21 protein-coding genes, 6 tRNA genes and 1 other annotated feature (1 of these 28 cut by a window edge) are annotated in these 25,330 nt (G+C 27.5%); of the genes, 19 read left to right on the top strand and 8 right to left on the bottom strand.

The window, feature by feature from the left end; genetic code table 4:
• Positions 1 to 1,786 (top strand) — a sequence feature (most likely nonfunctional fraction of RNA operon) (it extends 2,419 nt beyond the left edge of the window).
• Positions 1,787 to 1,964: 178 nt separating this feature from the next.
• From JXZ91_RS00135 to JXZ91_RS00120, 4 genes are all read left to right on the top strand, one after another.
• Complete coding sequence (locus JXZ91_RS00135; protein ID WP_205850994.1) at positions 1,965 to 2,435, top strand: hypothetical protein; 471 nt, start codon at positions 1,965 to 1,967, stop codon at positions 2,433 to 2,435.
• 255 nt (positions 2,436 to 2,690) lie between these two features.
• Positions 2,691 to 3,437, top strand: coding sequence for a hypothetical protein (locus tag JXZ91_RS00130; RefSeq protein WP_205850993.1), 747 nt, complete (start codon positions 2,691 to 2,693; stop codon positions 3,435 to 3,437).
• Entirely contained in the window at positions 3,418 to 4,185 is a 768-nt protein-coding gene (locus JXZ91_RS00125; protein ID WP_205850992.1) for an MAG0920 family protein, read from the top strand. The genes JXZ91_RS00130 and JXZ91_RS00125 overlap by 20 nt, the downstream gene beginning before the upstream one ends.
• A gap of 203 nt (positions 4,186 to 4,388) precedes the next feature.
• Positions 4,389 to 5,168, top strand: a complete 780-nt coding sequence (locus JXZ91_RS00120) for an MAG0920 family protein (RefSeq protein ID WP_205850991.1) — start codon at positions 4,389 to 4,391, stop codon at positions 5,166 to 5,168.
• A 95-nt stretch (positions 5,169 to 5,263) separates the two neighbouring features.
• On the opposite strand, the gene JXZ91_RS00115 is transcribed toward JXZ91_RS00120, so the two are convergent.
• Positions 5,264 to 5,818 carry a deoxycytidylate deaminase gene (locus JXZ91_RS00115; RefSeq protein ID WP_263752758.1) on the bottom strand — a complete coding sequence of 185 codons (555 nt, stop codon included), beginning with the start codon at positions 5,816 to 5,818 and terminating at the stop codon, positions 5,264 to 5,266.
• A gap of 360 nt (positions 5,819 to 6,178) precedes the next feature.
• Between JXZ91_RS00115 and JXZ91_RS00110 the strand changes: the two genes are divergently transcribed.
• The 8 genes from JXZ91_RS00110 (at position 6,179) to JXZ91_RS00075 (ending at position 17,020) form a co-directional block, all read left to right on the top strand.
• Positions 6,179 to 6,364, top strand: coding sequence for a hypothetical protein (locus JXZ91_RS00110; protein ID WP_205850990.1), 186 nt, complete (start codon positions 6,179 to 6,181; stop codon positions 6,362 to 6,364).
• Between the two features lie 315 nt (positions 6,365 to 6,679).
• Positions 6,680 to 9,451, top strand: coding sequence for an OppA family ABC transporter substrate-binding lipoprotein (locus JXZ91_RS00105; protein ID WP_205850989.1), 2,772 nt, complete (start codon positions 6,680 to 6,682; stop codon positions 9,449 to 9,451).
• Positions 9,452 to 9,467: 16 nt separating this feature from the next.
• Positions 9,468 to 10,601: an ABC transporter permease gene (locus tag JXZ91_RS00100; RefSeq protein WP_205850988.1), complete on the top strand. Its 1,134-nt coding sequence runs from the start codon at positions 9,468 to 9,470 to the stop codon at positions 10,599 to 10,601.
• An 11-nt stretch (positions 10,602 to 10,612) separates the two neighbouring features.
• Complete coding sequence (locus JXZ91_RS03515; RefSeq protein ID WP_205850987.1) at positions 10,613 to 11,929, top strand: ABC transporter permease; 1,317 nt, start codon at positions 10,613 to 10,615, stop codon at positions 11,927 to 11,929.
• 2 nt (positions 11,930 to 11,931) lie between these two features.
• Positions 11,932 to 13,164 carry an ABC transporter ATP-binding protein gene (locus JXZ91_RS00090; RefSeq protein WP_241006039.1) on the top strand — a complete coding sequence of 411 codons (1,233 nt, stop codon included), beginning with the start codon at positions 11,932 to 11,934 and terminating at the stop codon, positions 13,162 to 13,164.
• Entirely contained in the window at positions 13,151 to 15,634 is a 2,484-nt protein-coding gene (locus JXZ91_RS03510; RefSeq protein ID WP_205850986.1) for an ATP-binding cassette domain-containing protein, read from the top strand. The genes JXZ91_RS00090 and JXZ91_RS03510 overlap by 14 nt, the downstream gene beginning before the upstream one ends.
• Positions 15,635 to 15,773: 139 nt before the next feature.
• Positions 15,774 to 16,271, top strand: coding sequence for a hypothetical protein (locus JXZ91_RS00080; protein WP_205850985.1), 498 nt, complete (start codon positions 15,774 to 15,776; stop codon positions 16,269 to 16,271).
• 20 nt (positions 16,272 to 16,291) lie between these two features.
• Positions 16,292 to 17,020: a triose-phosphate isomerase gene (locus tag JXZ91_RS00075; protein WP_205850984.1), complete on the top strand. Its 729-nt coding sequence runs from the start codon at positions 16,292 to 16,294 to the stop codon at positions 17,018 to 17,020.
• A 27-nt stretch (positions 17,021 to 17,047) separates the two neighbouring features.
• Here the strand turns inward: JXZ91_RS00075 and JXZ91_RS00070 are convergent, their stop codons facing one another.
• From JXZ91_RS00070 to JXZ91_RS00060, 3 genes are read right to left on the bottom strand one after another with little or no spacing between them, the layout of a single operon-like run.
• Positions 17,048 to 17,905 carry an FAD synthase gene (locus JXZ91_RS00070; RefSeq protein ID WP_205850983.1) on the bottom strand — a complete coding sequence of 286 codons (858 nt, stop codon included), beginning with the start codon at positions 17,903 to 17,905 and terminating at the stop codon, positions 17,048 to 17,050.
• Positions 17,906 to 17,944: 39 nt separating this feature from the next.
• Positions 17,945 to 18,751: a YcsE-related riboflavin metabolism phosphatase gene (locus JXZ91_RS00065; RefSeq protein WP_205850982.1), complete on the bottom strand. Its 807-nt coding sequence runs from the start codon at positions 18,749 to 18,751 to the stop codon at positions 17,945 to 17,947.
• Positions 18,744 to 19,619, bottom strand: a complete 876-nt coding sequence (locus JXZ91_RS00060; protein ID WP_205850981.1) for a tRNA pseudouridine(55) synthase — start codon at positions 19,617 to 19,619, stop codon at positions 18,744 to 18,746. The genes JXZ91_RS00065 and JXZ91_RS00060 overlap by 8 nt, the downstream gene beginning before the upstream one ends.
• Positions 19,620 to 19,779: 160 nt before the next feature.
• Here JXZ91_RS00060 and JXZ91_RS00055 point away from each other — a divergent pair.
• Together JXZ91_RS00055 and JXZ91_RS00050 are read left to right on the top strand one after the other, a co-directional pair.
• A tRNA-Thr gene (locus tag JXZ91_RS00055) sits at positions 19,780 to 19,855 on the top strand.
• Positions 19,856 to 19,862: 7 nt separating this feature from the next.
• Positions 19,863 to 19,947 (top strand) — tRNA-Leu (locus tag JXZ91_RS00050).
• A 104-nt stretch (positions 19,948 to 20,051) separates the two neighbouring features.
• Here JXZ91_RS00050 and JXZ91_RS00045 read toward each other — a convergent pair.
• The 4 genes from JXZ91_RS00045 to JXZ91_RS00030 form a co-directional block, all read right to left on the bottom strand.
• Positions 20,052 to 20,127 (bottom strand) — tRNA-Val (locus tag JXZ91_RS00045).
• 4 nt (positions 20,128 to 20,131) lie between these two features.
• A tRNA-Glu gene (locus tag JXZ91_RS00040) sits at positions 20,132 to 20,207 on the bottom strand.
• Positions 20,208 to 20,211: 4 nt separating this feature from the next.
• Positions 20,212 to 20,286: transfer RNA gene (locus JXZ91_RS00035), tRNA-Asn, on the bottom strand.
• Between the two features lie 116 nt (positions 20,287 to 20,402).
• Positions 20,403 to 20,478 (bottom strand) — tRNA-Thr (locus JXZ91_RS00030).
• A 181-nt stretch (positions 20,479 to 20,659) separates the two neighbouring features.
• Here JXZ91_RS00030 and JXZ91_RS00025 point away from each other — a divergent pair.
• From JXZ91_RS00025 to JXZ91_RS00005, 5 genes are all read left to right on the top strand, one after another.
• Positions 20,660 to 21,100 (top strand): division/cell wall cluster transcriptional repressor MraZ, encoded by a 441-nt coding sequence (locus JXZ91_RS00025; protein ID WP_205850980.1) that lies wholly within the window; start codon positions 20,660 to 20,662, stop codon positions 21,098 to 21,100.
• Complete coding sequence (gene rsmH, locus JXZ91_RS00020; RefSeq protein WP_205851164.1) at positions 21,094 to 22,008, top strand: 16S rRNA (cytosine(1402)-N(4))-methyltransferase RsmH; 915 nt, start codon at positions 21,094 to 21,096, stop codon at positions 22,006 to 22,008. Before JXZ91_RS00025 ends, rsmH begins: the two co-directional genes overlap by 7 nt.
• 2 nt (positions 22,009 to 22,010) lie before the next feature.
• Complete coding sequence (locus JXZ91_RS00015) at positions 22,011 to 23,075, top strand: hypothetical protein (protein WP_205850979.1); 1,065 nt, start codon at positions 22,011 to 22,013, stop codon at positions 23,073 to 23,075.
• A gap of 60 nt (positions 23,076 to 23,135) precedes the next feature.
• Positions 23,136 to 24,251 (top strand): cell division protein FtsZ, encoded by a 1,116-nt coding sequence (ftsZ, locus tag JXZ91_RS00010; protein ID WP_205850978.1) that lies wholly within the window; start codon positions 23,136 to 23,138, stop codon positions 24,249 to 24,251.
• Positions 24,252 to 24,359: 108 nt separating this feature from the next.
• Positions 24,360 to 25,022 (top strand): 16S rRNA (uracil(1498)-N(3))-methyltransferase, encoded by a 663-nt coding sequence (locus JXZ91_RS00005; protein ID WP_205850977.1) that lies wholly within the window; start codon positions 24,360 to 24,362, stop codon positions 25,020 to 25,022.
• The last annotated feature ends 308 nt before the right edge of the window (positions 25,023 to 25,330 follow it).

Raw genomic sequence — 25,330 nt, 5'->3', positions numbered from 1 at the left:
AGCAGCCATCGTTTAAAGAGTGCGTAATAGCTCACTAGTCGAGAGACTCTGTGCCGATAATTTAACGGGACTAAAACACAATACCGAAGCTACGGGCATGAAAGTGCGTTAGGAGAGCGTTGTAAGGGCATTGAAGCCAGACTGTGAAGACTGGTGGAGCGCTTACAAGTGAGAATGCCGGTATGAGTAACGATTCAGAGTGAGAATCTCTGACGCCTATTGGGGAAGGTTTCCTGGGCAAGGTTCGTCCACCCAGGGTTAGTCGGGCCCTAAGACGAGGCCGAAAGGCGTAGCCGATGGACAACAGGTTAATATTCCTGTACTACCTTTATGAATGTGATGGAGTGACGGGGGAGGATAATACTACCACTTATTGGATTGTGGGGTAAGTAGTAACTGGGTTATGTAGGCAAATCCGCATAACTTAACTGGGAGCTACGATGCATAGTGAAAGGGCAACCAAGTAGCGAATTGTATGATTTCATACTTCTTAAAAAAGCTTCTAGCGCTAAATTCATAGAGACCCGTACCGAGAACGAACACACGTCCCCAAGATGAGTATTCTAAGGCGAGCGAGAAAACTAATGTCAAGGAACTCTGCAAAATCATCCCGTAAGTTCGCAAGAAGGGATGCCCACCCTAAAAAGTGGGCCGCAGTGAATAGTAAGGGGGAACTGTTTATCAAAAACACAGCTCTATGCTAAGTCGTAAGACGATGTATATGGGGTGACTCCTGCCCAGTGCCCGAAGGTTAAGCAAAGGTGTTAGCTTTATGCGAAGCATTGATGTGAAGCCCGGGTGAACGGCGGCCGTAACTATAACGGTCCTAAGGTAGCGAAATTCCTTGTCGGCTAAATACTGACCTGCACGAAAGGAGTAATTATCTCTTAACTGTCTCGACATTAGACTCGGTGAAATTATGGTTCCGGCGAAGACGCCGGAGACCCGCATCTAGACGAAAAGACCCCGTGGAGCTTTACTATAACTTCATATTGAAGTTTGATTTAACTTGTGTAGGATAGGTGGGAGACTATGATGCTTGGACGCTAGTCCAAGTGGAGTCAGCGTTGAAATACCACCCTTGTTACGTTGAACTTCTAACTTATTGCCATGATCTGGCAAGAGGACAGTGTGTGGTGGGTAGTTTGACTGGGGCGGTCGCCTCCTAAAGGGTAACGGAGGCGTTCAAAGTTACACTCAATACGGTCAGAAACCGTATCAAAGAGCATAAAGGTAGAAGTGTGATTGACTGTGAGACCTACAAGTCGAGCAGGTGCGAAAGCAGGACTTAGTGATCCGGCGGTTCTTCGTGGAAAGGCCGTCGCTCAACGGATAAAAGCTACCCCGGGGATAACAGGCTTATCTTTCCCAAGAGATCACATCGACGGGAAGGTTTGGCACCTCGATGTCGGCTCATCGCATCCTGGAGCTGGAGTCGGTTCCAAGGGTTGGGCTGTTCGCCCATTAAAGCGGTACGCGAGCTGGGTTCAAAACGTCGTGAGACAGTTTGGTTCCTATCTGATGTGGGCGTTGGAATATTGATGAGAGCTACTCTTAGTACGAGAGGACCGGAGTGGACGTACCGATGGTGTGCCAGTTGTTTCGCCAGAAGCATAGCTGGGTAGCCAAGTACGGTAGGGATAACCGCTGAAAGCATCTAAGCGGGAAGCCCCCTCAAAGATGAGTATTCCCTATTAAATTCCTTATAGACTATGAGGTTGATAGGCTGGAGGTGTAAGTACAGCAATGTATTCAGCTGACCAGTACTAATAAATTGATTGGTTTAATAGTGATTCTATAGAAGTAATCTAAATTATTTATCGATATTCAGTTTTCAGAGAACAAATTAAGCGATGAGCCGCAAAAAACTTAAATCCTTAAATGGATTTTTTTATTTGTTTTTTTTAAAAAATCATTAAACTAAAAAAAGGTTATAAAATTTAGTTATTAATGAGGTTTAAAATATGGATATTAAAAAATATAGAAAAATTTTTTTCAGTTTTAATTTATTATTGGATGTTGTATTTGTTTTATCATTGTTTTTTATTCTAGTTTATATTACTTGAGTAAATAAATACAATAGTGAACTTGAAAAGTCAACCTTGTTGCCAAAATTAATGAAAGAACGTATTAATTGAAAACAAATTTATCTTATTTCATTTTCTTTAATTTATTTATCATTCTTAATGTTGCAAATAGCAAAAATAGCCATTCTTATCAAGAACAAAAACAGTTTTATTAAAAGTTTATTTTCATTATTTTTCATTAATAAACTAAATTTAATTAATGAAGATTCAAAAGTTAATAAGACCAATTTTATTTCTTTATTTGTTGTCTTAAATTTAGCTCTAATTTCAATTTTTGTATCTTCTGTTTTTAATATTATTTCAGATTGAATACATTGAAGCTTTATTGTGTTTTTATTTATTTCATAACAATCATGGTTATTTATGTTCCAATCGCTATTTGTTTTAATAAAAAAATTTTTATTGCTAATCAAAACAAAAATCTAAATATATAAAGTATTTATAAAACCTAAAAATAATAACAATTTGTGTTTTAGCAACATTTATTTTTGGAAAATATACAACATAATAAATTTTAAAATGAAATCCAAAATTGGATTTCGTATTTTTTTATCTTTAATCATGTAAAATGATAAATATATTAAGACTAAGAAGGAAATTTAAATGTCAACATTTATAATTACATTAATAACAACTTTTGTATTGCTCATTTTCTATCATTCGATAACACTTTATTTTTTAATTTCTATTAATAAAAAAACTGCTTTTATTGAGAATTTTAAGATTAAATCAAAAAAATATATTTTGAACGACTTTATTAAATTACCTGATAAGGTTTTTAATATCTTTGATTCACTTATTAAGAAATCTTATTGATTTTTATATATTGAAATATCAATAATAATTTTGTTTTGTATAAGTCTACCCATAGCTTTATTGACCATTCATTTATCCAATATAGAAAAAATTAATTCACAAGATTTAATTTATGTATTTTTGTATTATTTATTATTAATTGAACCATTATGAATATTAATAATAAATGTTATTAAGATACATAGGATTTCTAAAGTACTAAAAGATTGAAAAAAGGAAAATAATAAAATAAAAAATACTAATTTTGAAATAAATTTACCTGAAAATTTTAATCAGTTTAAAAGCTTAATTTTAAATGAAGATATAACAATTAAAATAGCAAAATTTAAAAATACTGAAAAGCACTTTTTTACTAAAAAATATACAAAACAAAAGAAGAATTTTTTTCATAATGGCGCTATAGATATAAATAAATTGCTATATTTTTTATTGTTTAATTATGAAGAAATTTATATAAATTCAACAAGATTTGACAGTGTGTACTTTTTAAGTTTTATAAAGGAAATTTTAAATAATGACACTCAACTTAACTAAAAATTTGAATATTGCTTTTTTAGCAATTCACACAGTAATAATTTTATTATTTTTTTGTACTTTCATTTTCTACATTTCATTTAAAGTAAGAACAATTATGATAAAAAAAGATGTATCATCAATATTTTTGAAAAACAAAATTAAAGTAAATCAAAACTTTTTTAATACTTTTTTTAAAGAAGCAAGAAAAATCTATATATTTATAATAACTTTTTCAACAATTTCAATTTTCTTAATTACCATTTCAATTATTTCTTTGGTTACAATATTGAGTTTTTTATTTGATGGTATTAATTCATTTTGAGCTATATGAGCTATTGCTTCTTTTTCCTTTGGAATTGCTATTTTTTCAACTTGTTTAATGGTTTTATTCAAAATTAAAATAATTCATAAAGAAATAAATATTTGAAAATCTAAAAATGAACAAACCGGTAATAAATTATTTGAACATTTAGATACTAGTGATAATAATAAAGAACTTTTAAATTTATTTAATGATTCCAAAAATTTAAAAATGTCTTTTATTACAAAAATATATAATCAATATGATGCTACATTTAAGCTAAAATTTAAAAAAATTAAAAGAGCGCTCTTAAAGCTTAAAGAAGGAAATTTTGATGATTATCTCTATTATTTTTTAATATTTAATTATGAAAATGTAGCTATTAATAACCAAATATTTAAGGTTGAAGATTATGCTTTTTTGTTTCAAAATCGAAGAGAATTTTTGAAACTACTAAAAGAATAATAAAAGCAAAAAACTTCCTAATTTTGTGTTATTTAACAAAAAAAGTATAAGTATATTTTGTTTTGCACTTGATATATTACTTAAGAATCTCACAGTAGAGATTTTTTATTTGCAAAAAATATAAAGTCAACAAATAAAAAACTTTATTGTAAAATTAGATTATAAAAGGCAACTAAAATTTATTTTCTAAAGGAGGGTAATTCATGATTGATATAAAAATAGCTAAATTTTTATCAAACAGATTTTCAATACTAAGCATTATATTATTTATTTGTTTTGTGCTAATTTTTATGCTTGTATTTTTTAATGAATATAAAGGAATTCTAATTAAACAAGGGGCTTCAAAAATTTTTATAAATAAAAATATAGTTGTGCAGCATTCATTCTTTAAAACTTTTAAAAATAAGATTAATAAACTATTTATATTTGTTTTAAGTTTTTTATTAGTTTCTGCAGTGTTAATCATGTTATCATTAAGCTTTAGTTTGGTATATATAATTAATTTAATAATTAATCACTCATGAAACACAATTTTTTATCTACCGTTTATGGCATCTGGTTTATCGATTGGTATGCTAGTAATTTGTGCTATATTATTGGCTAATATAACTAAAATAAATAAAGAATTCCAAATTTGAAGCCAAAAAAATAAAACTTTAAAAGAAAGTGTTTTTGAAAACATTAGTTCAAGCGAAAATGAAGATCTATTTCATTCTCTTAAGGCTACAATTGATTTAAATATAAGTTTAATTTCAGAGACACCAAATCAAAAAAACAGAAACTGAAAATGAAGATATACTTATAAGGACTGAAAAAGCAAGTTATTAAAAAACCCTAAAACTTTTGAAGATGAATTTTACTATTTTTTAATATTTAATTATGAAAATGTAGCTATCAATGGCCAAATATTTAAGGTTGAAGATTATGCTTATATTTATCAAAATAGACATTTAATTTTTAATAAAATAACTAATAACCAATAAATAATCTCTTATCGTTTAAACATTAAAGTTTAAGCGATTTTTATTTATAAAAAAAGCATCTAATCAGATGCTTGAATTAATAAAGAATTAAGTTATTATTGCTCATTAGATAACTTAAAATCTAAATCAAAATCTTTTTCAATCTTAATGCATTGAATACCAAACGTTTCAAATATTTTTTCAGACGCTTTAAAATCATCAGATTGTTCTTTGTATGCTACTGCATAATAAACTTTCGAAATCTTTGATTGTACAATTAGTTTAGCACAATGATAGCAAGGCGAATGAGTTACAAAAATTGAAGATCCTGGTTCAATTTTTGAATTAGTTAAATTAGCATTAATAATGGCATTAGCTTCAGCATGTACGACATACGTATATTTAGAATTTAGCACATCTTGTGATTCACTAGGTCTATTTCATGGGAACATTTCATCATTATTAATTGTTTGACTATTAAAACTTGTTGGCATACCATTATATCCCAGTGATATTACATAATTATGAGGGCTCACAATACATGCACCTACTTTAGTAGTAGGATCTTTTGACCTTAAGGCACTTAGTTTAGCTAAAGACATAAAATATATTTCTCATTTAATATTGTCTTTATGCTCGTTAAAAATTATTTTTTTTGTTCTTGAATTCATAGTTAAAATTTTACCATAAAATAGCAAAAATCAGGCTCCGCAGACCCTGTTTTAATTATTCAGTGAAATAAGCTTTTATGCTCGGATAAGACATTAACTAAGTTAATCCAACAATCAGAGCTTGTTGAATTAATACTATTATAGCATAAATTTTTTACATGCCAATTATTTATAGACAATAATGTAAAAATTTAAAATTTATAAATGTTTTGCGTTAATAATTAGCCCATACTCAAAAATGTTTTAGGCATTTATAAGGTCCTTAAAACAACTAGAAAATTGTTATTAGGTGATTTTTTTCGATTTTTTCTTGCACTTTTTAATAAAAAATGTTAACATATATGCATTAAAAGGAAAAACATGAAACAAGAACATTTGAAAACTAACCTAAATTCAATTATGTTCTCAGCATCAGACAATGCTGTGTTTTTTGACATGGAAATTATGAATTTTGACAAGAATATTATTATAAATGCAGACATTAATGCAATTTATAAGAACAAGATTCTTGGTGGAATTTATAGTTATTTAAATATTTTTAATTAAAAATTATAGTAATAAATATTAAAAGTTTACTAAATGTATTTTAAAAAATATAAATCAACCAAGAATTATGGCTTAGAGGTACATAGTTCAATTTTGTTATATTGAACAAATAAGATCTAAAACTCTTCAAGCTAAATTTCCTTTTAAGATGATTTACCATTCAAAAAACATTTAAATTACAAACTAAAAAAGGTTAAAAAATTATTTAAATATGGCTTTAAATTAGCAATAAAAAGTCAAAAATAATTTATAATTATTTCATAATTTCAAAGACATTTTTAACAAATAGAAATTATGAAAGTTATGGAGATAGAAATGAAAAAAAATAAAAAATTGTGATTAGTTTCACTTGCTACACTTCTCGGAACAACTGTTCCTTTAGCAGCAGCTTCATGTAGTGATTTTAATAAAAGAAGATATGTTTATGAATATAACTCTAAAATAGAAAATAAACCATTTTTTTATGATGCTTCTAGATCATTTGGTAGTTACCTAGAAACCTCAACAAGACATCAAACATCAGTTGGTTTAATAAGAAAGGCAACTTTAAATGAACCTAAAATTGTTGGTATCTTAACTAATGATTCTAGTGGAAATCAAAAAAGCCAGAGGTTGATTTTGGAGCCAACATGACAAAAAAATAAATTAGAATTAGCTTCAGAAATTCATGTAACAGATGAACATGGTAACATTCATGTTTTTGACAATGATGAAGCAGACATTAAACCAGAAGGTGATGTTACTATTGAAGGTAAAAAATACTATTCAAGTCCTTCGGTTGACTTAAGATCTGACAATCAAAGGTCAATTAATAGTGCTAATTTTGATGAAAAAATGAATAGTGCTGTTAAAGTTCAATTCGTTATCCGTAAGGGTGTAAAGTGAGTTGATTCAAACGGAAAAGCAACAAAATATGAAGTTCAAGCAAAAGATTTTTATTATTCATGATTAAGAACTTATTTAATAAAAGATATACATAGACAACAATATGGCGGAAGTAAAGAATTAGATGATTTAGCTGCTAAATCTGTATCTAAAGACACAGAAAATTATTTTACTAGTCAAGATTCATATGATAATGATTACTTGTATCCATTATTTGGTATAGATTCTTCTAAATTTCTTGAAGAAGATAAGTTTCTTCAAAAATTAGCTAATTCAGAAACTAAAGCAGTTACATTTGAAAAACTGCCAACCCAAAAAGCAAAATTCCTTGAATTATTTAATGAAATAATAATAAAAACTTATGAATTAATGCCAGCACCTTCACAATACCTAGATGAAATGAATGAAGATGCTAAATTTAAGGTATATAACTACTTAGGCATTAGTGATGATAAAACCAAGGAATTTGAAAAAGAAGTTAAAAAATTAGATAAGAGTTCACTAGCTTATAAATCAGGTGCATATTGATATGCTATAAGCCAAAAAGATTTATTATATGTAGGTCCATATTATTTAACTCCTCAATCAGGTCAAGAACAAAAATTCAAGAAGAACAAACATTATTGAGATGAAGCTTGAGTAAAAGATGATAATACTATTGAAGAAATTGTTTTCATATATCAACCAACACCTGTTGATGCAGACACTTTTGCTCAAAGAATATTTAATAAATATAAACAAAAAAGTTTATCAAACATTGCATTTAGTCAATTAAAAGAAAACCAAAAAGACGAAATGCAAAAAGCTAGTGAAAAATATGGTTTAAGATACATCAAACCTTTAAATAGATCAATACCATACTATTCAATGTTATCACAGCCATTTGTTGCACCTTTGAGTAAAAACCTTAGTCAATACGGTTTTAATGATGCGTTTGCAAAATTAATGTATGGTGGAACCTTAGATGAACTAAAAGCTGGTACAAATGATCCTGAAACATATATTTCAGGTACTGGATTAGTTTTTAGAACATTATACAATGCAGCTATAAACTGAGATCAATTAGCTTCAGAAGCAAATAGCGGTCAAGCTAAATCATGAATAGCTAAAGTTGCTGATGGTTCATCAATTGGAGGTTCAAACCAAAAAACTTCAAACCTTAAAACTCCTGCTAATGCTGAAAACAAAATTAATTCATTATTCGCAATTCAAGCCGATGGAACTAAAAAAGTCGATTTTGGTAAATATGGTGACTCACTAGAACCTACTGAAAATGCTGAATACGTTAAAGATTTTTCTGATGTTACAGAGAAATTAAAATCAGCTGGATTTAATCAAATTAAAGAAGAACTTCAAAAATTAATTGATGAATTTGATAAAAATAATCCTACATTAAAAGATAAAAACTTTGAATTCAATTACTTTTACCCATATATAAACATTACAGCACAACAAAAAAATGCTTTTGAACAATTATTAAAAACATTCAAAGAACTAAATCCAAGATTAGATTTTAAATTAGTGGCAGTTACAGATAGTGCTAAAACTGAATTTAATCAATATAGAGCAGAAGGAGCCAATGGAGCTAATTTCATAAGTTGAGCATATGACTATGATTCAGTTGGTTCAGGATATGATGGTTTATCATGACAAGCAAACTTTATTCCTACATTAACATGAATAGCTAAAAATGATGCAGGGGATAAAAACAAAAAAATTCAAACTTTTTATCCAAAGTTATATCAACTATCAAAAGACATTCTAACTTATGAAAAACAACCTGGAAATGAATGAGTTACTTCAGTTCCTTTTGAAGATATTCATTTAATTGAAAATAGATTTAAAGGCCAAAGTCTACCAAATGTAGCATACTATGAATTTAAAAAAGATTCAAATAATGTATATAGATTAGAAAGAGATGCTAACAATAAAGCTAAAAGATATACACCAGCACCAGGAAAACATGCTACAGATGCATGAGAATGATCATCAAGATTCTGATTAAATTACATTTCTTCTAAAACAAATGAAGAAATCGTGGAATTAATGACAGAGTTAACTTCATATTTCAACATTAACTTTACTCATGGAATTTTCAAATCTAAAGAAGAATTTGGAAGAATTTTAGTTCAAAAACATTTTGTTGTTCCTGATTCATTATCACTAGGTGTATCAGTTTACTTAGACTGAAAAGTCAAATAAAATTTTAGGTTTATAAATGTTTAAATATATATTACAGAGAATAGCTTTTGCTATTCTTGCGTTATTTATTATCACCTTAGTTGTTTATATTTTAGTGAGTGTTTTTGGGACTTCGCCGGTCAAGGATTTAGCAGAAAAAAGATTTGCTGATCCTAAAAACACTAAGACTTTGCAAGAAATTACAATTGAACTTGGTCAAAAACACGGCCTTGTAGATGCAAATGGTAATAACATTCCTATTATTGTTAGATATTTTAAATATATAGGTAATGCATTTAAAGGGGATTTTGGTTATGTAATTAATCCAAGCAATAATCCTAACCCATCTGAATTTACAACAATTCAAAAACTGTTTTTTTCACCACTAAAATATTCAATTAGAATTACATTTCCGGCATTTATAATTAGTGCTATTTTTGGTATCACGATAGGTATATTTGCAGGTTACAAACGCGGAAAATTATTTGATTCAGGAGCTAATTTGTTTGTATTAATCTTTGTTGCCGTTCCATCATTTATTTTGGCACCAATTTTAATTACTATTTCATTACAATTAGGTATAAGTATTACAGTACCTAGAGAAGAACTTAATCCATCATTTGGTGAACTATTTCTTTCATATCTTCCACCAATAACAATAATTACTTTAACTTCAATGGCAGTATATGTGAGTTATACAAGAAACCAAGTTATTACTGTTCTAACTTCTAATTATGTTTTAATTGCTAAAACAAAAGGGCTAAAACCAACACAAATATTTTTTAAATATGTACTAAGAAATATCTCCATTCCTTTATTTAGTTTATTATTTGGTTCATTTTTAGGGTTATTATCTGGCTCAATTATTATTGAAAAATACTGAGATGTTCCTGGAACTAGTCAAGTTATTGCCAGATCATTCCCTACTGGTGAAATCAATATAATCATGTTTTCAACTATATTCTTTACAGGATTAGCATTATTAGCTGAAATTATCGTCGATGTTATGTTTGCTGTTCTGGACCCTAAAATTACATATGCTGCTAAAAGCAAAAGAAATTATTGATTATTCTTTAAGGCATATCTAGAAAGAAAAAAACTAGAAAAAGATTTATTTGCTCAACAAGCTCAAGTTAAAATGGCCAACGAAAGTCAAAATATAGAAAGGTAGGTTAGAACTTTATGGAAAATAATGTCGAAACCCAGATTAAAGACTTTAACAAAAAGTATAAAATTAGTTCTGAACTATCTAAGAAATTTTCTTTTGTATCAGAAGAAAATAGAATTCAAAATTCCTCTATAGCTGGCAGACCTAAAAAAATGCTAGTTGAAATAACAAAAAGGTTCTTTTCTAATCCTGTTGTTATAATTTCATTAATAGTTTTTAGCTTCATTATTTTATCTTCTTTGATAATTCCGGCAAGAGGCATTGCTGCTTATCAACCTAATAGATTAATTAATGACTATTCATTTATTAAATCATTACCTCCAATATATAAGCCAATAATTTCTAAAACTGTTGATAATACTGATGAGGTCTTTAAATTTTGAAATAACCTCAAGAGTAATATAGCAGCACTTCCAGCTAGCCAACAAGCGCAATGAAATGAGTGGTTTGCTTTCTTTCTTAATTCAACTAAACTAGAATATATTTCTCTTCCAAACGGTGATATCAATCAAATTTTAACTTATGATGCCTATCATTTATTTAGAGCAGCAATCTTAAATCAAGAACTAGTCAAAGCTGTTAATGAAGGTAAAGATGCAGCAGTTGAATTTAGCAAAATAAACGCTAGTATTCCTGTTTTAAAAACTTATTTAGGAACTACATCAGCAGGATATGATATTTGAATAACTACTTGATATGCTACTTGAAGAGGTATTGAAATAGCAATTATTACAACCATCATTCAAGCTGCATTCGGTATTACATTAGGAGCCATCTTAGGTTTCTATGCTGGAAGAATGATTGATACCATAATAATGAGAATTATTGATATATTTAATTCACCTCCAACTATTATTTGAATTTTAATATTTGTAGCTTTATTTGGTACAAAACAAGTTTCATTAATTTTAGCTATGTCAATTGCTGGATGACCTGTGTTTGTTGGAATAACAAGAATGTATGTAATTACAGTTAAAAATGAAGAATACATTATTGCAGCCAAAGCTATTGGTGCTTCGAATGCAAGACAAATATTTGTTCACGCTTTACCAGCAATAATCGGAAAAATTGCAAATGCATTTGTTAAAAACGTTCCTGCAGTTATTTTATGAGTAGCTTCATTAGCATTTTTAGGATTTTTTAAAGATCCAAGTGAAACTAACTTAGGTCAAATATTAATTGAAAATGCATCCGAAGCTGGCGCAAACATTTGAATTATCTTATTACCAACACTAATACTATTGTTATTATCATTATCATTAAACTTTATGGCACTTGGAATTCATGATGCTCTTGATCCAAGAGTTATGTCTAAAGGAAAGAGAAAATAATCATGAAAACTACCAATGAAACAAACCAAAAGCCAAAAAAAATAATTAATAACAATAAAAAAAGCAATAATAAGACAACAACCAAAGCCTCAAAAGCTAATCAAGTTACAAAAAAAGAAAAATTCTTTAATAAAAGCTCAAAATTATTTGAAAAAATTAAAGCTTCTGATACTCTAGAAACTAATAAACTTTTAGAAGTAAGAAACTTACATGTGAGTTTCCCTGTTGGCAGAAAAAAAACCATTCATATTGTTAGAGGTGTTGATCTTGATGTAAATAGAGGTCAAATAGTTGGTTTAGTAGGTGAATCTGGTTCTGGAAAATCAGTTACTTCAAAAACTTTAATTAACGTTAATGAAAATGGTTTGGTAAGTGCCGATAAGATCCAAATAGGAAACTTAGAATTAAGTGGAATTCTAAAAAAAGAAAAATATTGACAACTAGTTAGAGGTCAAAAAATAGGATATATTCCTCAAGACCCCTTAACTTCACTTAATCCAACTAGAACAATTGGTAAACAACTATTAGATGCACTAAACAACAATGCAGATTGACTTGATGCAACTTATACTCAAAAGAAAGAATATTTATTAGGATTACTTAAAACTTTTGGTCTAAGAGATGTTGAAAAGATTTTTAGTGCTTATCCTCATACCTTATCAGGTGGAATGAAACAAAGAATTGTAATTACAATGGTAGTTGCACTAAAACCTGATTTGATAATAGCGGATGAGCCTACTACTGCTTTAGATCCTACTGTTCAAGCTAGTGTTTTAGCTTTATTTGAAAACATTAGACAAGAAATGGGTATTTCAATTATTCTAATCAGCCATAATATATCAGTTATTGCTAAATTCTGCGATTACATTTATGTTATGTATGCTGGAAGAATAGTTGAAAAAGGAACTAAGCAAGAAATTTTTACAAATCCTGCACACCCTTATACATGAGCACTGATTTCAGCTATACCTGAATCAAAAGATGAAAAATTATTTAATATCAAAGGTACTCCTCCTGATATGGCCAATTTACCAGTCGGTGATCCTTTTGCTCCACGTAATGATTATGCCTTAGAAATTGATTACATTAAAGAACCACCATTAATACCAATTACTGAAACACATTCAGCAGCTACTTGACTTTTAAGTCCAGAAGCTCCTAAAATTGAATTATCTAATGACCTAAAAAAACGTTTAGATTTATTTAAGAAAGCATTTAACAATGAAAAACAATAATGACCGTAAAGTAATATTATCAATTGATAATTTAAAAAAATACTTCGTTAATCAAGGTGTCATCAACAAAGCAGTTGATGGTGTATCTTTTGATGTTCACGAAGGCGAAATTGTTGGTTTAATTGGCGAATCAGGTTCGGGAAAAACCACAGTAGGTCGAACAATATTAAGGTTATATGATGAATATAACGGCTTTGTTAGATTAGAAGATAAAATAATTTCAGGAAAAAATATTAGTTATTCTCTAAAAAAATATTTACGTAAAAATGTGCAAATGATTTTCCAAGATCCACATGCTTCATTAAATAGTCAACAAAATATTTATACCATTCTAAAAGAGCCTTTATTAGTTAATGGCATTATGAAAAGTAGAATTGATGATATTTTTGCTGACTGGTTGGATGTAAAAAAGAATTTTAAGTATACTTTCCAAATTCAAGCAATGAAACTTGAATTACAAAATTACAAAGAAATTAATAAATTAGCTAGACCTTTCTTTTCAAAATGACAAAATATTTTTAAGGACTTTGGATTTGAAGAAGAAATAAGTATCGAAGATAATTTTTCATCATTTTATGCTTATTTAGAAGAAAAACAACAAATGGAAAGCGCTATTATTAATAATATGTATTCGAACTCTTCAACATTGATTGAATACTATTACCAAATGCAAGCAAAGTATCGTAATCAAGACTTAAGTAAAGAAGAATTAGATTATGATAAAGCTAAGAAAAAATACGCGTTAATTAAAATACTAAATACTATTTCAAAAAATAGATTTGATTTATTAAAACAAAAACATGAACTTCTTAAAACTAAAAAAGAACTTGAACATTCATATAAAGATAAATTAAGAGAATCAAAAAATACTTTTTATAACTATCGTGTTGAAAATAAACATGAAAAAACACTTGTTAATATAGCAAAACTAATGTCTACCAATTTAGAGTTCTATTTATATAACCTAAAAAATGAATACTTATTTAAAAAGCGTATTGAAATTTTAAAAGAATTGCAAAAATCTTTAAAACTGCTAGATTTTGAAGATATTAAAAAACTAGTTAGAGAATTAGAAGATTATGTTAAAGATTTTTATGAAAATAAACTAATCAAAATTGAATATACTAAGACTTCAAAATTAGATATTGTTCAAATGCTAGAAAAAGAATTTAATTTTAAGTTTGATTCTTATAAAAAAATATCAGATAAAAACACTCAAGAATGAGCTAAAAAATTTGCAGATATAAATGACAAAATTCAAAAAGTAAATGCTAAATTAGCAATTAAAGATAGTCCAGAATACTCACAAGAACAATTACAAGAAGCTCAAAAAGACTTAGAAAAAGCTAAAAAAATATATGAAAAAGGTAGAGCAGACTTTTTAGTAAGTTATAAACAAACAATCGAAGAGTTATATAACCAAATTAAAGAACAAAAAGATGAATATAATAATTTAGTTGCACTGCAAGATTATTGCAACGAAATGTATGAAAAATTCAAATTAGAGTTCTTTGAATTTGTTAAAAAACATTATAATGCCAAGATTGATACACTAAAAATTCAACTTCAAACCATTTCAAAAACAGATAAAAAAGCTATAAAGAAACTAGAAGCCAAAATTGCTCAAATTAAAAAAGATTTAGATACAACTTTAAAAATGTATCACTCTGATGTTTCTTTAAAAGAAGATACCTTAAAATCATTCCATATTGAAAAGAAATATTTAAACCGCGATATTAAAAACATTTATATATTATTAGGAATAGATAATAAATGAGTTGAACTAAACTTAACTAAACAAAATCATCCTGACAATGACATTAGCTCTAAATGAGTTAAAAGATTTAACATATTTGATTATAAAATATCATTTTTTATTGCTAAATACTTAATTTCAGAACTTTTATATAAAACTATTATTTATCGTTCATTAGAAGACGTTGGGCTTTTAAAACAATTTGCATACCGTTATCCACACGAATTTAGTGGTGGACAATTGCAAAGAATTGTTATTGCTCGTGCTTTAATTACCGAACCTAAAGTAATTGTAGCCGATGAGCCGATTGCTTCTCTTGATATTTCAATTCAAGCGCAAGTTGTTAATTTACTAAAAGAATTATGTGTTAAGAAAAATATTGGTTTAATTTTTATAGCTCATGATTTAAGTATGATTGAATATGTGGCAGACAATGTTCAAATAATGCACTTAGGAAAAATTGTTGAAAGTGGTAACACAGAAGCCATTTATTCAAAACCTTTACACCCTTATACTATTAATTTATTCAAAGCTATACCAAAAATTTCAAATGCAAATGAAAAATTTCAAAATGTTTCTTTTGCTCTTGATTATATTTATGAACAACAATTCCCAAATGTGCCCGAAACATTTAAAATTGACGATAATCATTATATTTATGGTACAGAAGCGCAAGTTAAATTGTGAACTGACAATAAATATACAAAAAAATAACAAGCTATATTTAATTAATTAAGAATACTAGTCAATCAATAATAAATGGCTAGTATTTTTTTGTCTAGTTTTAAATTTAATCCTAAATAAACAAATTGATTAAAGTATAATTCTTTTATATTATAGAAAGTATAAAAAAATGAATAAGAATTTTGCAACATCAAAAGCTAGAGCATATTGAAACAATAGTTGAACAAAAACAACAATTATTTATTTTTTTGTATCTTTATTTATCATGTTGCTTTTTATTTTATTAATCGGCTTTTTTGGTAAAGAAACTCTAAAAAAAATGAATTGGTCTAATGGAATTACTGTGGGCACAGTTTTAGTTTTAGCAGTTTCTTTAATGGTTATAGCTTTTAGAAAAGGTTTAGGAAAAGGAATAATAAAAACATTTTCAACTTATGTACACAATGCCAAAATTTCTTCACGAGCTAAAAAGAAATATACACCTTATATGACTCAACATGAAAAGGATCGTGTTTTAAATAAAGAAAGACAAGCATATAATAATGAAAAAACTAAGAAACTATTGAAAAAAAACTTGGAAGAAACTACTAATTTATCTTCATATTTGTTAATATTAATTTCAAGTGTTATTTTAATTTCAGGATTATTAGCCATTCATTTAGGATAAATATAATTAAGGAGTGTTTTATGAAATATTTAATTGGAAATTTTAAAATGAATAAAACGTTTTTAGACACTGAAGCTTACATTGATGCTTTAGAGTATCTATTAAACCAATCAAAGAAAGAATTAAGTAACATAAAAATAGGAATTACTCCTTCTTTTGATAGCGCTTATTTAGCTTATCAAAACCCTGAACGTTCATATTTATTTGGATTACAAAATATATTTTACGAACTAACAGGTGCATATACAGGAGAAGTGTCTTTAAAATTAGCTAAAGAAGCGAATATCGATTTTGTTATCATAGGTCATTCAGAAAGAAGACAAATGTTTAATGAAACTAATACTTTTATTAACAAAAAAATTAAACACCTACTAGACATGAATGTGCGCCCGATTTTATGTGTGGGCGAATCTAAAGAAGAATTTGATAATAATCAAACACTATCAGTAATAAAAACACAAATCACTGAAGCCTTAGCGGAAATAAAAGATTATAAAAATATCATAATTTCATATGAACCAGTTTATTGTATTGGTAATGGAATTATTCCTGAAATTAGTCATATTCAAAAAGTTATTGATTTTATTCATACTATTGTGCCAAAAAATATTCCAATTTTATATGGTGGATCAGTTAATTTAAATAGTGTTAACGACCTGGAAAGGGTTTTAGGTTTATCAGGTTATTTAGTTGGTAAAACCTCTTTAAATGCTCTGGAATTTATAGAACTAGCCAAAAAATTAAAATAAAAGCATCCTTTTTTAAAAATTGGATGCTTATTTATTTAAAAATCATTGTCTAGCTGTATCAATATCATTTTCATTAATGTTATTTTCATGATTAGTGCCAATAAAACGAATTGGTAATTCAAATTCAATATAAATATCTTGATATTTAGAAGGAATTACACTAAGATCAAAAAAGTATAATTCATTATTTTTTTGGTCTTCTTCGGTAGTTTCAAGTGAAATTTTAGTTAAGCCATGATATTCAATATCATTAATAACTACATTAACAATATATATTCCGCACTTTAATTTATTTAGTTGTTTTGGATATTCATATTTGAAATTTTCCATACTACAAACAAATGCATATTTATCTATTAATAAACTATTAGCAGCACTAATATTACCTTCTTCAATTAATTCATTAATTAATGAAGAAGATATTTTTTTCTTTTGTACTTTTCTTTCATTTATTAAATTGAGCTCAAAGTGTTTTTTTAAGTAATTGATATCTCCTAGTTTTCTAAAACCAAATCTAAAATCAGGTCCACAAATTACTTCAATAACTTTATTTTGTTTTAAATTATTAATAAAGTCTTTATGACTAGTATTTAAATTATCTTGTGTACTTTGAACTAAAAAAACATAATCAATGCCAAGATTATATAAACTAAATAATCTGACTTTAGTTTGAAATGCTTTTTTTTGAAGCTGTTTATTATTTTTATAAGGTGCACTAAAAAGCATTATGCCAATTTTAGCATCTGCCAAAATTTCTTTTTTAGCTTTTGCTGCTTTTATTAGTTCATAATGACCTAAATGTAAAGTTTCAAATGAACCTAGAATCATGATGATGTTTTCTTTTATATCGAAAACATCTTTAAAATTTCAATCAAAAACTGTCATATTAAATAATTTTACTTTAATTAAATAAAAAAATACGACCTAGTCGTAAAATTTTTTCTCTCTTAATTTGAAATAAGGTCCATCTTCTGTTACTGGTAAACAAATTTCATTAGCCACATTTTTAGTACTATCGCCACCATTACCCATAGCTACACCTAAACCTACGTGTTGTAGCATCTCAATATCATTTTCAGAATCTCCGAATGCTACCATTTCATCCATTTTAATTCCTAGAAGTTGACCTAAAATGCTTAAACCGGTTGCTTTAGTAATACCCTTTGAAGATAAAAACACACCTCCACTTCAAATGGCTAGAACTCACATATTCATGTTATTTTTTTCAAAAAACTGATTCAATTTTTTTGATAATTTTTCTGGTTCATTAGTACTTACAGTAATTAAATAATTCTTATCATTTTTAGATTCAAATTCTTTTTCAGAAATAAATTTTTCTTTATAAGGTAAGTAAAATCAATGGTTAATATTAAATAGATCATTATAATAACCTCATTTATCACCAACAAAAGAAAAAGGTAATTTATTTTCTTCTGCAAAATTTCTAAATTTAGTGAAATCAGAATATTCTATTGTTTCTTCAAAAATATATTCCTTAGTTTTTAAATCAAGAATAAAAGTTCCATTAGCTCCTACAAAATAATCTACATATGGATTATCAATTTGTTTTCCAACTGTAAAAATATCTCTTCCAGAACAAAGCACTGTAATATATCCAGCATCTTTTAATTTTCTAAACATTTCTTTCATTCTAGGGCTAAGTTCATCAATTCCAAAAGGTAACAACGTACCATCGATATCAAATACTACCATTTTATATTTATTATTCATTACTTACTCCTTTTAGGGTATTGGGGTTAGAAAATACACGGTTACCAATAATCTTATCAAAGACTATTTCACCGTTTTTTATTTTACCTCAACCTATAATTTCATTATTATATGTAAACATGCATCAATCATTTACATCAATTAATCTATTCAAAAACAATTGCTTGTTTTTAATATGTTCAATTTCATCTTTATTAAGCGTATATAATTTTACACTAAAAAGGTCTTCTAAATTTGCGATTGGCTCATAAAAATTTTGGAAGTCTAGTTTTATATTTCCTATTGCTTTTCTTTTTAAGACATTAACTATTGCATCAGTATTTAAAACTAGACCAATATCGTGAACTAAACTTCTAATATATGTTCCTTTAGAAACTTTTGTTTCAATTATAAATTTTTGATTTTCATAATCAAAATCAATTAAATCTAAACTATATATTTCAATTTGACAAGGTAAAAGATCTTTAAATATATTTTCTCTTGCTAATTCATAACTTCGTTTGCCATTTATTTTCTTAGCTGAAAAAGCAGGTGGTATTTGCGATTTAGTATTTTTTATTTTATTTAAAACTTCTAAAAGTTCTTGCTTTTTAATTTTTGGTTTATTATCTAAATAAAAAACTTCTTGACCTTCATCATAACTAGCTGAAATGTAATGTAAAGAAGCTTCAACATAATATACTTTTGTATCAGCGATTAAATGACTTAAAACTTTAGTATCATCATCACTAGCCACAATTAATAAACCTTCAGCCAAAGGATCTAAAGTACCGCTGTGCCCAATTTTTTTAATATTATTTTCTTTAGCAAATTTTTTAATTGCTAAAAAACTTGATATTCCACGAGGTTTATTTATTTTATAAAACACTTTTAATTCTCCTTTGGCTTTTGGTTACGGTTTATTATACCAATATTAATATAATAATTTATTAATAAATTAAACTAAAATTTGCATTAATTTAGGCGCTAATTTTTTTAAAAATAAATATTTTTTTTCATATATAATAATAAAGCATTATAGTGCACAAGCCGTTTTAGCTCAGTTGGCAGAGCAACTGACTTGTAATCAGTAGGTCGTAGGTTCAAGTCCTATAAACGGCACCATTATTATGCGCGAGTGGTGAAATTGGCAGACACGTTAGTTTTAGGCACTAATGCTTTACGGCGTGAGGGTTCAAGTCCCTCCTCGCGTACCATATCATTTATTTGTGGAGACATTTTTGTCTCCTTTTTTTATTTTAAAATTGACTAAAAAAATAATAAAAAAATGCCACTTTAGGCATTAGGCGTATTTAACAAATGGTGGAGAATGAGGGGCTCGAACCCACGACCCTTGCCTTGTAAGGGCAATGCTCTCCCAACTGAGCTAATTCTCCAAAATGGTGACCCTAGCGGGACTCGAACCCACGCATGTATGGATGAAAACCATATGTGTTAACCACTTCACCATAGGGCCAAACTGGCGCCGACTATTGGGATTGAACCAACGACCAACTGGTTAACAGCCAGCTGCTCTACCGCTGAGCTAAGTCGGCATTTATTGTTTGAAATGCTTAATTATTATAATCTAAAAAAACTTTTTATTAATGAAAAAATTAAGATTTTTAAAAATATAAATAAATGCCTAAAAAAGTCGTTATTTATCAGCTTATGGTGCTGGTTAGAGGGATCGAACCCCTGACCCACTGATTACGAATCAATTGCTCTGCCAACTGAGCTAAACCAGCATAAATATTATTTTAACAAAATTGAATTTGAAATGTTAATTTTTTAATCCCTAATTTGCAAAAACGCCAAAAAATCACTCTTTAAATTAAATAAAAATAAAAAATCGAAAAAAAATAATAAATTTTCAAACAACCAAAATAAAAAATGCTAAAATATGGGTGATAGTGGGAGGAAGTGGAAATGTATGGCAAGTACGAAAGAAGCTTAGATGACAAAAACCGAATTGTCGTTCCACCAAAGATTTTGGCAGAACTAGGCAAAGACTTTTTTGTTACCATTGGTTTTGATAAACAGCTTGTTTTAAGAGACAAAACTGAATTCGAAAAACTAAAATCTAAGTTAGAAGATAACAATTCACTTAATAAAGACTTAAGAGAATTAAGTAGATTTATATTCGCTAATACAGAAATGGTTAGTCCAGATAAATCAAATCGTATAACCATTTCAAAACATTTAGCTTCAAAAGCCGCTATCAAAAAAGATGTAATCTTCATAGGTACAGGTAACACCTGTGAAATATTTGCTAAAGAAGTTTATGAAGCAAAAGAAAAGTATTTTGAAGATGAAACCAACATTGACGATCTAGCTCAAAAATTATTTGAACAAGGAGTTAAATTATAAAAACGCATATTCCGGTTTTATTGAATGAGGTTATTGAATCTCTTGATGTAAAACCAGGTGGAATTTATGTAGATTTAACTTTGGGTAGAGCAGGTCATAGTATTGAAATACTAAAAAAAATAAAAGCTAACAACTCAGGGTTATTAATATGTTTTGATAAAGATAATCAAGCAATTATTGAATCTGAACCAAAGCTTAAAGAAATTAGTAATTTATATCGCATAGTTAAAAGCGATTTTAGATACTTAAAATCAAAACTAGGTGAACTAGGAATTACAAGTGTTGATGGAATATTAGCTGATTTAGGAGTTTCAAGTCCTCAATTAGATGATATTGAACGAGGCTTTTCATACTCTCAGAACACAAAACTGGATATGAGAATGGACCAAGAGGCTAAAATTAGTGCTCACACAATAATTAATGAATTTAGTGAAGAAGAATTAAGTCGTATTCTTTATGAATATGGTGATGTAAAACTAGCCAAACTAGTTGCGAAATCAATAATAAAGAATCGTCCAATTTCTACTTCATTTGAATTAAATGAAATTATTAAAAGTGCATTACCTGCCAAAATAGTCAGACAAAAAAACCCTTCAAAAGCCATATTCCAAGCCATAAGAATTGCAGTTAATGATGAATTAGGTGCACTCGATGAACTATTAAATCAACTAAGTGATTTGATTAATTTAAATGGAAAAATCGCAATTATAAGTTTCCATAGTAAAGAAGACGTGAGAGTTAAGAAATTTTTTCAAAATTTAAGCTATCACGATCCTGCTTTAAACAAAATTCCTATTCAAATTGAAAAAAAATGAAAACAAAAAATCATTTTTCCTTCAAAAAAAGAATTGGAAATCAACAAAAGAGCACATAGTGCAAAATTAAGAGTTATTACAAAGATAGGTTAGGCATGAAAGAACAAATTATTGTAGCATATAAATTTGATAGTGAATATATATCTGTAGAGGTGGTTAAACAAACTAACCTTGGATATTTACCTATCTATCAATATTCTGCAATAAATTTGTATTCTAACCCTTCTTATTTAAATAACTTTATTTATCGAACTAAAAATGAAATTCAAGAACTAATCAAAGCAAAAATAACTAATGTAGTAATAGTAATTAAAAATTCTATTAACTATCAAATATCTAAAAAAATTATTTCGAAAGAAAATGATGTTATAAATAAATTATCAAATGAAGACTTAGCCAAAAAACTTTATTATTTAGAAAAAGAAAATGGCTATTATCTATTCGGTTATGAAATTTTTTCAAAAATTGATGACCGTAAATTAATTAGTTTAAGTTTATTAAACTGAAAAGAAGCTAAAATGATTTTTAGCCTCATGAAACAAAACAATCTTAACGTTATAAGAATGTACGACAATGATTTTTTAGAAAATATTTCTAATGGTAATAATTTTAAAAATGGAGTAGCTACCTTTTTAAAATTAACTAACCAACACTTAAAAATAGAAATCTCAAAAAATTATGTTAATTTCTTAGAACTTAAATTAGATTTTGGATTAAATTATTTAATCAATAATTTACAAAATAAACTAAATTTAAGCGAATCTGAAGCTAAAATTAAACTTAATTTGTGAGCAAACAATCTGCATGCAGACAACGAGCTTGAAATTGAAAGTATAGTTAAAGATTATTTAAGTTTAATTTCAAATGTAATTATTGAAAATGCAAATAAACTTAATATTAATAAAGATAATATTCAATTAAACATTTCGCAAGAATTTAATATGTTTAAAAAAGTCTTGCTAAATGATGAAGATTTAAAAATGTTTTATGGAAAGCTAATTGAAGCTAAAAAAAGTTTCATTAGCTATGAAATGTTGGGATTACTAAATCTAATTGATAATCAATACACTAACACAATTAAAGAAATGACTATCACCTCCGAATTATTCGTAGTAGACACCGAACAATTTAGTAATTATTCTTTTAATTACAAAAAATAAACCCTTAATTAACTTATAATTAAAGAATTAATTTTTGTTATTTAAATTAGGAGAATATATATGTCACACAACGATAATTATAATTCAGTTGCCAATATCAAAGTAATAGGTGTTGGTGGCGGTGGAAACAATAGTATAAAAACACTTTTAGAAAAAAATATTGATGGTCTAGAATTTATTGTCGCTAACACTGACAAACAAATACTAGACAAATTTGATCCATCATTTACTTTAGCTCTTGGTGATAAAAGAGGAATAGGTGCAGGTGCTAATCCAGAAGTTGGAAAAAAAGCAGCTGAACACTCTTTACAAGAAATTAAGGAAAAATTAGATGGAGCTAATTTAGTTGTTATAACAGCAGGTATGGGTGGAGGAACCGGAACCGGAGCTTCTCCAGTTATAGCTAAAGCTGCCAAAGAAAAAAATGCATTAGTAATTGCTATTGTGACTACTCCTTTTTCATTTGAGGGAAATAAACGAAAAAAAATTGCCCTAGAAGGTATTGAAGAACTTAAAAAACATGTGGATTCATACATAATTTTATCTAATGATAAATTATTGGAAGCATATGGTGATTCTTCAATTAATGATGCTTTTAAAGTTTCTGATAATGTTGTAAAACAATTTATTAGAACAATTGTGGATATAATTGCTATTCCCGGAAGAATTAATTTAGATCTAGCTGATTTAGAAACAGTGATCAAAAACTGTGGTGAAACACTAGTTGGAATCGGAAGTGCTAATGGTGAAAATGCTGCTTCTAAAGCACTTAAAAGTGCAATTAGCAGTCCAATAATGGAATCAAACATTGTAGGCGCTTCAAATGCAATACTGTATTTTTCAGCTTCAGCCAAAACCACTTTAAATGACTTTAATAAAGCTGTTAGTGAATTTAATGAACTAGCAGGTAATGATGTCAATGTAATTTTTGGAGTTACTGATATACCAAATGAAGATTCAGAAAAATTAGGTGAAGTTTATGTATCTGTAATAGCTACAGGTATAAAAAAACAACCAAAAACTGATTTCAATATGGATAATATTGAAACAAATAACACTGAGGCGACTCAAGAGTTTTTAACTCTTTCAGCTTCAAGAAATTCAAATTCTTATTTAAAAGAAAATGAATACAATTCAGATGATAATGATTTAATTTTCAAAACAGATAGAAAATAAGGCGATGTAAGAAGTTTTAGTTTCTTTTGAAAATTATCATTAGATTCAAAAAGAGGGTTATTCCTCTTTTTTTTCAATTTTAGTTATAAAACAATATAATTGCTTATTATGTATAAATTTTTTTGCCACACTAAAAAAGATAATTATTTTGAACTGGATTTAGAACAACAAAAACACTTAAAAGTAATTAGAATTAAGAATGAAAAATTCTTAGTTAATTATAATAAGGAATTTTATTTATGTAATTATGAAACACCTAATAAAGCAATAATTAATCAAAAATTAGAAATTAATAATGAGCTAGATTTTGACTTAGTTGTAGCTATACCTTTGATTAAGCAAAATCACTTTGAAATTGCTATACAAAAAGCTGTTGAATTAGGAGCTACTAAGATTATTCCTTTTGTTTCAAAATATTGTGATAAATCTAATATTAATGTCGAAAATAAAATCACTCGCTTTGGCAAAATAATCAAAGAAGCAGCTCAACAATCTTTTAGAAATATAATTCCAACTCTTGAAAATACACTTAGTTTTGAACAAGTGCTAAATTATTCAATTGAAAATAAAATTTTGGCCTATGAAAACGAAACCAAAAATGGTTTAATTAAACCAACAGGAGATATTTTATTAATAGTAGGCCCTGAAGGTGGATTTGCGAAAGATGAAATTGCACTAACTAACACCAAAAAAGTGGCGATAGTAGGATTAACTAGAACAATTTTAAGAGCTGAAACAGCACTAATATATATGATTTCAAAAATTATATAATTACGTTAGATAAACAGTATAAACGTTACATAAAGTAACGTATTTTTATTACCTTTTTGGCTATTTAAGGCCAAAATTTTAAATATAAATATATTTAATACGTTTGTTTAAAATTCAAAGTTTTTGGGATAAAATTCCCCAAAAGTGCCCTAAAATCACCAAAAAACCTCTAAAAACACCAATATATATATATATATATATGAAATTGGGTATAATTAGGCATTATTTTAAACACAACAAAAAAGAGGTTTTATGAATAACTCAATTAAGAAAAAGAAAACAGCTATTATTGTAGGAGCAACAGCCAG

It is taken from the genome of Mycoplasma enhydrae, from assembly GCF_017116825.1.
In the GTDB taxonomy this organism is placed as follows: Bacteria; Bacillota_I; Bacilli_A; order Mycoplasmatales; family Metamycoplasmataceae; genus Metamycoplasma; species Metamycoplasma enhydrae.
This window is presented reverse-complemented; position numbering and strand designations above follow the sequence as displayed.